Source organism: Paenibacillus sp. EKM301P (genome assembly GCF_011800295.1).
GTDB lineage: Bacteria > Bacillota > Bacilli > Paenibacillales > Paenibacillaceae > Paenibacillus > Paenibacillus polymyxa.
On sequence record NZ_JAALFM010000007.1, the window covers coordinates 20,942 to 33,552 of the forward strand.

The following is a 12,611-nucleotide window of genomic DNA, read 5'->3' on the forward strand; positions in this document are numbered from 1 at the left end:
CCAAGCCGTTATTTAACCAAAGTCGCGGTTTGGGGGGCTATTCTTATGTTAGACCATAATCTGCGATACTATACTGTTCCTGCTAAAGGCAACGTTACTTTAAATATACTCCCCGTTCCCAGTGTGCTTTCAGCTGTAATGCTCCCACCGTGAGCTTCCACGATCGATTGTGTAATAGCCAGACCAAGGCCCGCTCCGCCTGAGCTGCGTGTACGCGATTCATCTCCACGATAAAATCGCTCAAATATCCGCTCCAGCTGTTCCTTCTCCATGCCGGGTCCATTATCACGAATTTGAATATCTGCCAGTTTCTTACCAGCCGATAGGTTGACATGGATCACGCCCTTCTCCATATCGGTATGTTGAACAGCATTGTGAAACAGGTTAAGCACGACTTGTTTGATCTTATCGCCTTCTGCCAATACCCGTACACCTGCTGTCATATCAAAAACTACCTTACGTGTGCCTGCCAGCATAAGGAGCTGCGGTTTCATTTCCAGCAGCAATGCATCTAGTGATATGTCTTCCAGCTTCAACTCCGGTGTTCGATCCAGCTTAGCCAACAATAGCAAATCAGAGACAAGCTTATTCATCCGCTTGGATTCACCATACATACTCTCTAGTGCTGATTGGAGCTGCTTTGGATTGGAGGCTGCTCCACGAAGCAGCACTTCCAAGAAACCGTGAATGGATGTGAGCGGGGTACGCAGTTCATGGGAGGCATCCGCAATAAATCGTCGCATTTGCATCTGCAATTCCCGCTCGGCAGCAAAAGAATGCTCCAACCGCTCCAGCATTCCATTAAATGAAACTGCCAAGCGATCTACCTCATACTGACCCTGCTCTGCGTCAAAGCGCTCGTCCAAATTGCCCGCATCAATACGTTTGACTGCCTCGACCATTCTGGAAAGAGGAACCAATGTGCGGCGAAGCACAGGAAGCATAAGTGCTAAACCAATCGCAAGTGCAATCAGGGACAATAAAATAAAGGTGCGGAGTTGATTGATCAACTGCGCCTGCATAGAATTCGTGGATACGCCCATTTGAAGTAACCCTGACGAACGGTCTGGTGGTCCGAGTGGGCGAAACACAACCAGCTGTTCTTTTCCCTGAGCATCCGTAATTAATTGATAGCCGTGACGCATGCGCTTGCTCTGCTGCATTGCTCGATACTGCTGAGTGGTGAGGCGCGGCGGTTTAAGTCCATTTTCATTGGACAAGCTCTGGAAGGTGCCGTCTATACCTATAGAAGCAAGCGACATATCCGGCCAAAACAGAAATGGTCCCGGTCGATTACTTCTCCGATTGGTCTCATCTTGAGGAACAGTGACCCCAGCCCCGTTCTTTTCCTGCGAATCCTTAATCAATAAATCGGCAGGTATTGAATTCAGCTGTGTATCCATAGCTTCCGCCCGACTGCGATACAAAAAATCTTTCATTAAAAAGTATTGGAGAAAACCGATCAATACGAGCAATAAAGCCAAAATGAGTAAGGTTCTGGCCAAAAGCTGGGACCGGAGAGAACGAAGCGCATATTTTCTCCGACTTTTCCCTCCCGCCTTCATAACAAATCCACTCGGTACCCAACACCACGCAGCGTCCGAATGACCCGATGCTCCTTATCTTTGAGTTTTTCACGTAAGGAGCGAATATACACTTCCACAATATTATCCTCGCCCCCAAAATCATACCCCCAGACTCGGTCCAAAATACGACTTTTACTCAGCACAATTCCGTGATTCAACACCAGAAACTTCAATAGTTCGTATTCGGTAGGCGATAACTCCAGCACCTGGTTCTGATAGCGAATCTCCTTCCGTCGGTCATCCACTTGAAAGGGTCCGTGAACCACTTCCCCCAACAGGTCTGGGAACTGATTTCGCAAACGCGCTTCAATGCGAGCCAGCAGTTCGTTAAAACTGAAGGGCTTTACGATATAATCATCCGCGCCGAGCTTGAGCCCTTTTACCCGATCGTCCACATCATCCTTGGCTGTCAGCATAATAACTGCGATGTTATCCTCTGTCTCCTTGAGACTTTGGCATACCTCAAAACCATTCATTTCCGGCATCATCACATCCAGCACCGCTACATGCGGGCGAAACTCTCTAGCCAGATCGAGCGCTGCACTCCCGTTCTCGGCGGTTCTGACTTCATACCCTTCATTAATCAGTCCAAGCTCTAAAAATTGCAAAATATGAGGCTCATCGTCCGCCAGCATAATCTTAACTCCGTGTATTGGATTCATCATTAATCTTCCCTTTCATATTGGCGCATTTTTCTCACATTAAAAGTCGGTTCATTTTAACCTGTATCTAATATACCTGAATCCTGCCGTAAAAAAAGCACCTCATCTCAGCTTTCAGCTAACGTTCAGGGAGCGCTCAGAACTCATTAAGGTACGTATGGCATGATAATAGCAAGCCGGTAGTTCACCGGGCCAAGATCGGAAGCGACTGGTCATTCCGCAGTCCTGAAGATAGCGGCTAGAACAACGGAATAAAAACAAAGAATTTTCACAGGGAGTGGAATGAACATGATTAAGAAATGGTTCAAGACCAGGGCGGACATCCCCCTGATCATCATTATGCTGATATCCGCATTTTTGAACGGATACAACATCTGGCAAGACAAATACGTAAACACCTACTACACGACGGCAGTAGCAAGCATGCTGCAGAGCTTTCATAATTTCTTTTTCGCCTCACTTGATTCTGCAGGATCGGTAACGGTAGACAAACCGCCAGTGGTGTTCTGGATTCAGACGTTGAGCGCCTATATATTCGGACTTCACGGATGGAGCGTAATCCTGCCACAGGCGCTGGCTCAGGTCGGATCGGTCTTGCTTATCTACTTACTCGTCAAACCGAGCTTTGGTACACTGGCCGCACGCCTGGCTGCCTTCGCCATGGCAACAACACCGATAGCCGTAGCGGTTAGCCGCACGAATAACATTGACGCTATGTTGGTCTTCACATTATTGCTCGCAACTTGGCTATTGTTCAGAGGCCTTAAAAATAGCAAAACCGGGTTGGTCCTGGCTGCTTTTGCAGTCGTCGGCATCGCCTTTAACGAAAAAATGTTGCAAGCCTATATGATCGTTCCGGCGTTGGGCCTGTTCTATCTGCTGGCTTCCAAGTTTAACTGGAAACGTAAAGCAATTACGTTGGCAGGCTCGGCAGTAGTCCTCTTGATTGTATCGCTCTCTTGGGCAGTCATAGTGGACTCCACTCCAGCCGATGAGCGTCCTTATATGGGGAGTAGCGGAACCAACTCTGTACTGAATTTGGCCTTCGGTTATAACGGCCTGTCCCGCCTGACAGGAGATCAGGGAACAGGTGGAAATCGTGGCGGTCAACGCTCAGAGCAGAACAACAACGCTGCAACCAATAGCAACAATACGAACACGGATCAGATCCAGACAACTCCATCATCCGACAGCACTACCACTACAGATGATTCTGGTGCCAACAACATGACAGCAGGCGGACCTGGTGCAGGTGGTCAAATGCCACCGGGCGGATTCGGTGGGAACGGACAAGGCGCTCCTGGTGGAGACGGACAGGGTGGTCCTGGTGGTGGCCCGGGTGGAAATTCCGGTGGCGGCATGTTCGGTACTGGTGAAAAGGGGCCTTTGCGGTTGTTCCAATCTTCCCTATCAGGCCAAGCCAGCTGGCTACTTCCGTTCGTAATCATTGCTTCTATCGGCTTGCTTGCCGGTATTCGACGCCGTAATATCACACAGAAATATAAAGAGGTTATCTTCTGGCTCGCCTGGTTGATTCCCGTAGCTGCATTTTTCAGCGTAGCAGGTTTCTTCCATCATTATTACCTGATTATGCTTGCACCACCGATTGCAGCGCTCTTTGGAGCAGGGTTCGTAGAATTGTGGCAGCAGTATCGTGAGCGTTCCAACTGGCTCTCCTGGCTGTTACCCGTGGCAGTATTGGCAACATCGGTATTTAGCTGGTTCATTCTACAAAATTACAACGACACCATCGGTAGCGGCTGGTCCATCGCGGTATTGATCCTAGGGATCATCGGCACAGCACTTCTGGTAGTAGCACGAATGAAATCCGAGAAGTTCACAAGATATGCCATTATTGCAAGTGTACTTGCTATGTTTATCGGCCCTGTGTACTGGGCATTGACACCAATCGTTTACGGTGGCAACAGCATGATTCCACAAGCTGGACCGACTCAATTTGGCGGCGGCGGTGGCGGAATGCCAGGCCGCAATGACGGCAACAGAGGTTCAGGTTTCAATGGACAACAAGCTGAAGAGAAACAAGCGAATAACCAGAACAATAATGCAGACAATTCCAGCTCTGACGAAAATACTTCAAGCACACAAACAAGTACTGACACGGAACAGAGATCTTCTACCCGCTCCAGAGGAATGGGAGGCCCGAACGGCAGTCAAAGTTTAGATCAAAAAACGTTGAGCTACTTACAAAAAAACAATACAGGTGAAACCTATCTTTTCGCAGCAAGTAATTATTCAACAGCCGCTCCTTACCTGATCGAAGCCGGACAAAAGGTAATTATTATGAACGGTTTTGTGTCTTCCGATCCGGTCTATACCGTCGATAAAATCAAGGCGCTGGTTGAAAGTGGGCAAGTGAAATACTTTATGATTTCTGGTGGCGGCGGTGGACCGGACGGCGGCAACTCCGAAGTCAATGCATGGATCAAGGAACACGGCAAAGAAATCCCTACAGATGAATGGAAAACAACAACAGAAGAAACAAGTACAGCAGTGAAAGCAACCGACAGCGGAAACGACACCACAAACAGCAATGCGAGCGCTCAGGATGGCCAAGGCGGACCTGGCGGAGACGAGCGTGGCGGAAGCGGTACTTTATACGAAATCACATTATAAATGAGGAGGAACTACGAATGAGTGAACCCATCCGTTATTCCATAGTTATTCCAATGTACAACGAGGAAGCCGTTATTACGGAAACCTATCGGAGGCTGAAACAAGTCATGGGCTCAATGGGTGAGCCCTATGAGCTGATCTTCGTCAATGATGGAAGTTCGGACCGCAGCGTCCAGCTCATCAAGGAATTCAGTCTCAGAGATGACACGATTGTATTGATTGATTTCTCTCGCAACTTTGGTCATCAGTTAGCTATTACCGCCGGGATGGATTATGCGGTGGGAGAGGCGGTCGTCGTCATTGACGCCGACCTCCAGGACCCGCCGGAATTGATTGTTGAGATGGCTAACAAGTGGAAGGAAGGCTATGAAGTCGTCTACGCCAAACGGCTCAAACGCAATGGCGAAACTCGCTTCAAGAAATGGTCTGCCAGCCTCTTCTACCGCGTACTTAAAGCATCAACGGATATTAATATCCCGGTCGACACCGGCGACTTCCGCCTAATGGATCGCAAGGTCATAGATGAATTGAAACGACTGCCGGAAAATAACCGATTCGTACGCGGCCTGGTCAGTTGGATCGGCTTTAAACAAACCGCTGTTGAATATGAGCGCGATGAGCGGCTCGCAGGCGAAACCAAGTATCCGCTAAAACGCATGATCAAGCTCAGTCTCGACGGGATCACATCCTTTTCGATTAAGCCGCTCAAGCTGGCAGGGTATATCGGCGCACTTTTGTCCATGTCCGGCTTCCTGTATCTGATGTATGTATTGTTTCTTAACCTTTTCACCGATTCCTATGTGATGAAAGGCTGGTCATCCATGATTAGCATCAGCCTGATCTTCGACGGGGTGATTCTGATTATCCTCGGTATTATGGGTGAATATATTGGACGGATTTATGACGAAACCAAAGCGCGTCCGCTCTACATTGTCCGTGAGCGTTTGGGTGGACAATACGATAACGGTCCGACGCATGCTATGAAGGTTCCTGAACAACGCGACTCCCTGTACATGCAAGGAGCCCGTGACAGTCTGATTTCGGGTGCACGTACAGTACGCGGCAACAGCGCGGTATATACTGGACCCAAATCCGGCCATGGAGCCTAACCCATGAGAAGTCGCATAGCCCAGCTGCTTCCTATGATCCGATTTGGCATCGTAGGTCTGGTGAATACGGGTGTAGATTATATCATTTTCATGCTGCTGGCTTGGACCGGAGTGCCGGTCGTGGTGGCGCAGATCATTTCGTACAGCTGCGGCACAGCCAACAGTTATATTTTGAACAGCAAATGGACATTCAGCAAACAACAAGCTAACAACACAAACAAAGGTCAATTACTCAAATTTATCGTCATCAACCTCATCGTATTGGGGATAACCTCTTTATTGCTGCAAGTGCTTCACACTGAAACCGAGCTGCCGCTTGCTTTAGGCAAGCTGATCGCCACTGCAGCCGGAATGATCATCAATTATATCGGGAGCCGATACTGGGTATTCGGTTCCCCATCCCGAAAGGAAAGTGAGTCCCTATGAGAAAAATTACAAAAGCCGTTATTCCTGCCGCCGGTTTAGGTACCCGTTTTTTGCCAGCTACGAAAGCTTTACCGAAAGAAATGCTTCCCATCGTAGACAAACCAGCGATTCAATATATCGTAGAAGAAGCCATCAAGTCCGGAATTGAGAGCATCATTATCGTTACGGGGCGTAATAAAAAAGCCATCGAAGACCATTTTGACAAGTCCGTAGAGCTGGAGCAAGTACTGGAGAGCAAGGGTAAATATGATCTCCTGCGTGAAGTACAAAGCATCGGGGGCAAAGCAGTCATTCACTATATCCGTCAAAAAGAGCCGCTCGGCTTGGGGCACGCGGTACGCTGCGCACGTCAGTTCATTGGCGATGAGCCCTTCGCCGTGTTACTGGGCGATGATATTATGAATTCCTCCACTCCGGCGATTCGTCAAATGATGGATGTTTACGAAGCCACTGGCAAGCAAGTGGTCGGCGTGCGTACAGTGGAAGAACAGGATGTAAGTAAATACGGCATTATTGACTCTATCCGCCAGAATGGTCTTATTCATGAAGTCGGCGGACTTGTTGAAAAACCTGCTCCAGCAGATGCTCCTTCGCGACAGGCGGTCATTGGTCGCTATGTATTGGAGCCTTCTATTTTCTCCATATTAGAGAACATGTCGACTGGAGCGGGCGGTGAATACCAATTGACAGATGCTCTGCATCAAGTAGCATTGCAGAACCAGCTGCTCGCATTGGAGCTGGAGGGCACACGCTACGATATTGGTGATAAAGCCGGCTATCTGGAAGCGGTGCTCCACATGGGCATGCAGCGCGAAGATTTGCGTCCAATGCTTGACTCCATGATGCGTGAGTGGGCACTTGCTTCAATGATAAAATAGGAGACTTTCCTCCACCGAAATCCGATGATGTTGTGAAAACACAAAAGTAGCTGGTTAAGCACATAAACTTGTACAATGTAAGAGTACAGAACATCGGAATTTGTTCGGTCGCCCGGCCGAAGCTAAGGAGGAAAAGACCCTATGATTCCTGAGGGAAATCTGCAAAGTAATGTGGATCGTTTCAATGGCTTTGCCGACAACTACGATCAGCACCGTCCAGAAGCGCCATCACTCGTGGTGGAAATCATCAGCCGCTATCTGGATCGGAACGTAGAGCTAGTTGCCGATATTGGCTGCGGTACCGGACTTTCAACTTTCATATGGAAAGACAGCGCTCAGCGAATCGTCGGCATCGAGCCTAACCCGGACATGAGAGGAATAGCGCAGCGCAAGCTGGAGAGAGCAGGAACGACAATGGCAGGAGCTATTTCCTTCGAGAGCGGGTTCTCCAACAACCTGCCCTTTGAGGACAGCACTGTAGACGTCATTACCTGCTCTCAATCCTTTCACTGGATGGACCCCGAGAGCACGCTTCAGGAAGCAGGCAGGGTCTTGGCTCAAGGCGGTGTGTTTGCGGCCTTTGACTGTGACTGGCCTCCAGTGCTGCAATGGCAGATAGAGCAAGCTTATACAGAGCTTATCACCAAAGCGGATGGCGTTTTGGAACAGGAAGCGCCAGTAGAGCAACGAGCTCATAAATGGAGTAAAGATCAGCATCTAGCTAATCTGCACCGCAGCGGACAATTTCGCTATACTCGGGAGATTGTCTTCCACAATCGTGAGCAATGTGACGCTGCTCGTTATACTGGGCTCGCTCTTAGCCAAGGGGGGATTCAGAGTCTTTTCAAACTTGGCAATCGAACACTTGATGACGATATAGCTCGCTTCGTGAAGCTGGTAGAGAATCATTTTGAAGGCAGAACACTGGATATCCTGTTCAGCTATCGTATGAGACTTGGCATCAAATAGAACGGGATCAAAATTGTCGTGATCATATTCTCTTCGGCTCAAGCAAAAAAAGACTCTCCTTGTCTCGTGAAAGCGAGTACGTAGGAGAGTCTTTTTTCATTCAATACATTTCTACTACTATTTCCGTACAATCTCTAGTAGTAGTGTAGTTTTGCTGCGCCTTCCTCTTAAGAAGAGTGGACAGCTAGAATGTGCGCCAATCGATCTGGGTAGTCTGTAATGATGCCGTTCACTCCAGCCTCCAGCAGACGTTCCATTTCTTCCGGCTCATTCACCGTCCATGGGTGGTAGACGACACCTAATGCCAAGGCCTCAGACACAGCTTCTGGTGTAACCACTTGCTTATAGGCATGAAGTGCTGTAACCCCGAATTGGGTTGCATATTCCGATGGGCGAACCATAATTTCAATATATAGCGCTCCCGTCTTGATCTCAGGGGCTATCTGCGCACAGAGCGCGAGCGATTCGTGATTGAAGCTGGATAAGATCACCCGCTCTTCCAATCCGAAACGCTTCACAGCGGCAATAACCTCTTCCTCCATCCCTGGATAGAGATGAACGCTATTTTTCAATTCCAGATTAATAATGGTATCCGAGGACTGGGCCAGTTCCAATAACTCATCCAGCATCGGTACCCGCTCGCCTCGGAATTTCTCATCAAACCAACTGCCTGCGTCCAGTTTATTTAATTCTTCCAGCGTGATATCTCTTACATCTAGTGGACAGCCTGTCGTGCGCTCCAGCGACTCATCGTGAATTAGCACCAAATGCCCATCTTGGGTACGCTGCACATCCGTTTCAATACCCGTTGCTCCCAGTTCTAACGCATGGCGGAAAGCCACCATCGTATTTTCAGGACATACCCCTGAAGCTCCGCGATGTGCAAAATTAATCACCTTCTGGGTCATAGTCACGATCTAATCCCTCCTGTCATTTCAAACAAGAACATTGTACTCGTTCATTGTTTGGGCTGTATAAAATATTCATCCCAGATGCCTGTTCTTCTACGCTGGTTGAACAATCTTCCCGATCCAATCCGAATAAAATGTATTCCCATTCCGTCGATCAAATTCGGCTGCTGCTGACTCTGCCAGAGGTTTAAAATATGCGATGATCTCTTCTAATGTACGTTCCTGTTTGCCCCATTCAAAAGACGCAGGCATCCGAATCAAACGAAGTTTGCTCGAAGTATCCAGCTTTTGCAGCAACCCCACCATCGCTGCGTAAAAATACATTTGCTCCAATCCGCTCTCATAGTCCAGTGCGATGTGCAAATGACGTTCCACCACTCCGATGCCTTCAATCGGATTTGCAACTGTCAAATACTCAATATGCTCTGCGATCGTTTTCAGGAAGTCTCGGTCATCACGAACCAGGCGATAGCCTTTCCGATACTGCTCCTTCGCCTGATCAACCTCGCCTTGACGATACAGCGGCAATAGCACCTGCGAGAGCGTCACATGCGGTACTTCTGCACATCTCATCCGTCCCGATAAAATCGGTTTTGCCACGGCAAGCGCCTGCTCGTCTTCTCCGGTCAAGTAATAGAACCGCACCATCTGGCTCTGCTCACAGGCTTCACAATCGCTCATACTGTCTGGCTCAATCACGCGGAACATATCCAGATACCGCCGTGCTTCATCCAGTTCCCCCATGTCCATCGCGATGCGGAACTTATAATAGTAATATGGACGCTCATTATACCCGTATTCGGCATAACGTCTGCGCATATCCTCCACCAAATCTTCGATTTGAGTCTTCGATATATTGGAAAAGCTGCACACCTTCCCGAGTATCCATTTGTAGTTCCACAACAGCTCAACGGGGTCGTACTCCTCTGGATTTTGGTCAAATTGACCCAGCTGCCATGAAAAAGCAATCAGTGATTTCAATGGATATCCGTTAAAAATAGCACAGTCTACAATCTCTCCCCGAATTTCATAAGCGAGCTCCTTCAAACCTGAAGTATCCGCCAAGCGAACAGCCTCTTCCAGAATCGCCAGCTTCGCCGCCCCTCCGGGCATATCCTGCGCCTGCTCCATCAATTCATATATCGTCTCTTCCATTTGAATCCTCCTTTATTACGCAATTACGTATTCTGTCCGTTCCCTAATCCCCAATTGATAAAATGCAGCACACTCCGGTTCATCAGCTCCAGCTCACTGCGGTTCATCGGATAGTGACCCATCATAAGTGCATTCACATACATCATTTCTGTGGCAGCCGTAATCATCTGTGTATCAGTAGCTTCAAAAATTCGCGCCACTACCGGGTTGTTGAAATTAAAATACAAGGTCGAGTAGCCCGCGTTCTGCTGGACTCCCGCTTTTAGACTATCTAGCACATTGGAAAAAAGTGAAGTTGTCTCTTCAACTGTGTGTTCCATGGAGCGCAAGGTTAGTGCATCCTGTGAAATGGTGTAAAGCACAGGCAAGCTCGCAGGCTCAAAACGCTTCAACTCAGCACGGCAACGCATTGGCTGCAATGCAGCATCCATCACACGCAGCACACCGTAATACTTTGTGTGCTCTTCCTGCGTCAGTCCGGTAAATGATAAAGATACATCCTCAGGGCTGAGCCGCTCTGTTTGCAGGGTAGCGTCGATCCAGTGCAGCTTATCCAAAATTTCTGCATCATAGATATATCCGCCATTGATCACCAGCATCGATTGCGCTGCCGCCACATGCGTAATCTGGCGATACTCATCCACGGTCGCCGTGTAATGGAGCGGACGTCCGCCCGCCTCTCGGATCAGTTCACTCAGCTCGCGCCGCCCAAATGTACTTTCGAAGGAAAACCAGCGATGCATAATCCGCAGAAACTCATCATCCTCAACCGCGAGCGCCTTCATGGACAGCTCATGCAAACGAATCCAGTGCTGCAAGCGGTCTGGCTCATATTCCGCCATGCGTAGCAGTTCTTCGCGAATACAGGTCCCCAATTCAGAACGAACCGCATCAAGCTGCTCATTTTCATAAAAATATTCACGTGATGCCGTTGGTTGCAATTCATCTGTCCAAATCAGGCTTTTAATGAAAAATGCCCATTCTGGCAATACATTTTCCGCTTTGTCAGACACGAGCATATGCTTCAGGTACACCCGATGCAGCCGCTTGCTGTTCAGATTAACACTGCGAGGCAAAATGAATGCAATCCCGCCTGTTCTACCCGATGCTGTCCGTAGCGGTATAAAATCACTGAAGCGCTCACCCATCAGACGATAGCCTAAATCCAGCACCTCACCGCGGCGGCTTCGTAATTCTTCCGGGTCTTGCATCCAGCTTGTCGATGGAAGATTGACCTGCTTGGTCTCCCCGTCTACAGACAGCAGGACAGGATAGGGAAGCAAGGCTCCATAATAAAATAAAGAATCTTTCACCTGAGCTGGCTCATAATAAAACTCGCTCCCTGGCTTGCAGCGCAAATAAATTTGTGTCCCTGTAGGCAATGGGGTCTCTAATCGACGAATTGTATATGTCCCATCCGGCTTCCCTTTCCATTCCATAGAGACGCCTTCCTTCACCGAACGGGTCAGTACTACAATCTCATCGCTCACCATAAAACAAGACAGTAAACCAATCCCAAAACGCCCGATAAATGAAGTCTCCGAGGTCAGCAAGTCAGCTCCCTTCTTGGAAGACTGCCCGATGATCGACAGAAACCGGTGAATGTCTTCTTCAGACAATCCAATCCCATTATCCTGAATCATCAATACCTGCTGGTCCCCGGCACCGGATAGCTCCACGATGACTTTGCCTTCATAGTCGTTACTCTCAAAAGCTGTATCTCCAAGAGTATTGTCTTCTTTCATTGGTTTACTTTCAGCAGCAGCCTTCCCCAGCTCCTTGCGAGCTGTGATCGCATCTGTTGCATTTTGCAGTATTTCACGTATAAACACTCGTGGACTGCTATATAAATGATTGGCCAAAATATCAATCATGCCGCCCAAATTCACTTGAAAACGATATTCGTCCGTTTGACTCATAGAGATCATTCCTTTCTCGAAATGCTACAGCCATCTTTTTTAATAAATAGCCACTTTTTAAAGTATAACGTGGATTTAAGTCGGATTACACACCCTCGTTTCAGATATCAATTCATTGACAACGGTATAACAGGGTCTTTTTTCACCCGGGAATGTCGGACCTGGGTCTAATTAACTTCACAAAAATGAATGAAGCACGAACACTTAGTGAATAAGGATCATCTTTGCCTAGTTAAATTTAGGAATAAACATAATATTTATTAAAATTATCCCTTCCTTTCGGGCACTAGATCGATGGAGGGACAAATGACTCATTTTATACAAAAAGCCCGCATTCTCTCTTGTAGTAGCCTTACAAGAGA

At 48.2% G+C, this 12,611-nt stretch carries 10 protein-coding genes; 5 read left to right on the forward strand and 5 right to left on the reverse strand.

The features are described 5' to 3' along the window. Positions 1-68 precede the first annotated feature (68 nt). Positions 69-1,565 carry a sensor histidine kinase gene (locus HFD99_RS17320; RefSeq protein WP_123796656.1) on the reverse strand — a complete coding sequence of 499 codons (1,497 nt, stop codon included), beginning with the start codon at positions 1,563-1,565 and terminating at the stop codon, positions 69-71. Beyond that, a complete protein-coding gene (locus tag HFD99_RS17325) occupies positions 1,562-2,248 on the reverse strand; it encodes a response regulator transcription factor (RefSeq protein WP_016820237.1) in 687 nt (228 codons plus the stop codon). Before HFD99_RS17325 ends, HFD99_RS17320 begins: the two co-directional genes overlap by 4 nt. 288 nt (positions 2,249-2,536) lie before the next feature. On the opposite strand from HFD99_RS17325, the gene HFD99_RS17330 reads away from it, so the two are divergent. From HFD99_RS17330 to HFD99_RS17350, 5 genes are all read left to right on the forward strand, one after another. After that, positions 2,537-4,882: a glycosyltransferase family 39 protein gene (locus HFD99_RS17330; RefSeq protein ID WP_123796655.1), complete on the forward strand. Its 2,346-nt coding sequence runs from the start codon at positions 2,537-2,539 to the stop codon at positions 4,880-4,882. Positions 4,883-4,899: 17 nt separating this feature from the next. Next, positions 4,900-5,991 carry a glycosyltransferase family 2 protein gene (locus tag HFD99_RS17335; RefSeq protein WP_090890762.1) on the forward strand — a complete coding sequence of 364 codons (1,092 nt, stop codon included), beginning with the start codon at positions 4,900-4,902 and terminating at the stop codon, positions 5,989-5,991. A 3-nt stretch (positions 5,992-5,994) separates the two neighbouring features. Continuing rightward, positions 5,995-6,417: a GtrA family protein gene (locus tag HFD99_RS17340; protein ID WP_117290295.1), complete on the forward strand. Its 423-nt coding sequence runs from the start codon at positions 5,995-5,997 to the stop codon at positions 6,415-6,417. After that, positions 6,414-7,295, forward strand: a complete 882-nt coding sequence (gene galU / locus HFD99_RS17345) for a UTP--glucose-1-phosphate uridylyltransferase GalU (protein ID WP_017425700.1) — start codon at positions 6,414-6,416, stop codon at positions 7,293-7,295. The genes HFD99_RS17340 and galU overlap by 4 nt, the downstream gene beginning before the upstream one ends. Positions 7,296-7,436: 141 nt before the next feature. After that, positions 7,437-8,264, forward strand: a complete 828-nt coding sequence (locus tag HFD99_RS17350; protein ID WP_017425699.1) for a class I SAM-dependent methyltransferase — start codon at positions 7,437-7,439, stop codon at positions 8,262-8,264. Between the two features lie 167 nt (positions 8,265-8,431). Here the strand turns inward: HFD99_RS17350 and HFD99_RS17355 are convergent, their stop codons facing one another. The 3 genes from HFD99_RS17355 to HFD99_RS17365 all read right to left on the reverse strand — a co-directional run bounded on the left by HFD99_RS17355 (position 8,432) and on the right by HFD99_RS17365 (position 12,249). Further along, positions 8,432-9,178: a glycerophosphodiester phosphodiesterase gene (locus tag HFD99_RS17355; protein ID WP_045244966.1), complete on the reverse strand. Its 747-nt coding sequence runs from the start codon at positions 9,176-9,178 to the stop codon at positions 8,432-8,434. Between the two features lie 90 nt (positions 9,179-9,268). Then, positions 9,269-10,330 (reverse strand): hypothetical protein, encoded by a 1,062-nt coding sequence (locus HFD99_RS17360; protein WP_045244965.1) that lies wholly within the window; start codon positions 10,328-10,330, stop codon positions 9,269-9,271. Between the two features lie 23 nt (positions 10,331-10,353). After that, the gene (locus HFD99_RS17365; RefSeq protein WP_167440962.1) at positions 10,354-12,249 is read right to left on the reverse strand and encodes an HSP90 family protein; all 1,896 of its coding nucleotides are present in this window, start codon (positions 12,247-12,249) and stop codon (positions 10,354-10,356) included. Positions 12,250-12,611: the final 362 nt, after the last annotated feature.

Coding starts and splice junctions, on each gene's coding strand:
- galU (WP_017425700.1), top strand. CDS start 6,414: ATGAGAAAAATTACAAAAGCCGTTATTCCTGCCGCCGGTTTAGGTACC.
- HFD99_RS17330 (WP_123796655.1), top strand. CDS start 2,537: ATGATTAAGAAATGGTTCAAGACCAGGGCGGACATCCCCCTGATCATC.
- HFD99_RS17335 (WP_090890762.1), top strand. CDS start 4,900: ATGAGTGAACCCATCCGTTATTCCATAGTTATTCCAATGTACAACGAG.
- HFD99_RS17360 (WP_045244965.1), bottom strand. CDS start 10,330: ATGGAAGAGACGATATATGAATTGATGGAGCAGGCGCAGGATATGCCC.
- HFD99_RS17350 (WP_017425699.1), top strand. CDS start 7,437: ATGATTCCTGAGGGAAATCTGCAAAGTAATGTGGATCGTTTCAATGGC.
- HFD99_RS17340 (WP_117290295.1), top strand. CDS start 5,995: ATGAGAAGTCGCATAGCCCAGCTGCTTCCTATGATCCGATTTGGCATC.
- HFD99_RS17365 (WP_167440962.1), bottom strand. CDS start 12,249: ATGAGTCAAACGGACGAATATCGTTTTCAAGTGAATTTGGGCGGCATG.
- HFD99_RS17320 (WP_123796656.1), bottom strand. CDS start 1,565: ATGAAGGCGGGAGGGAAAAGTCGGAGAAAATATGCGCTTCGTTCTCTC.
- HFD99_RS17325 (WP_016820237.1), bottom strand. CDS start 2,248: ATGAATCCAATACACGGAGTTAAGATTATGCTGGCGGACGATGAGCCT.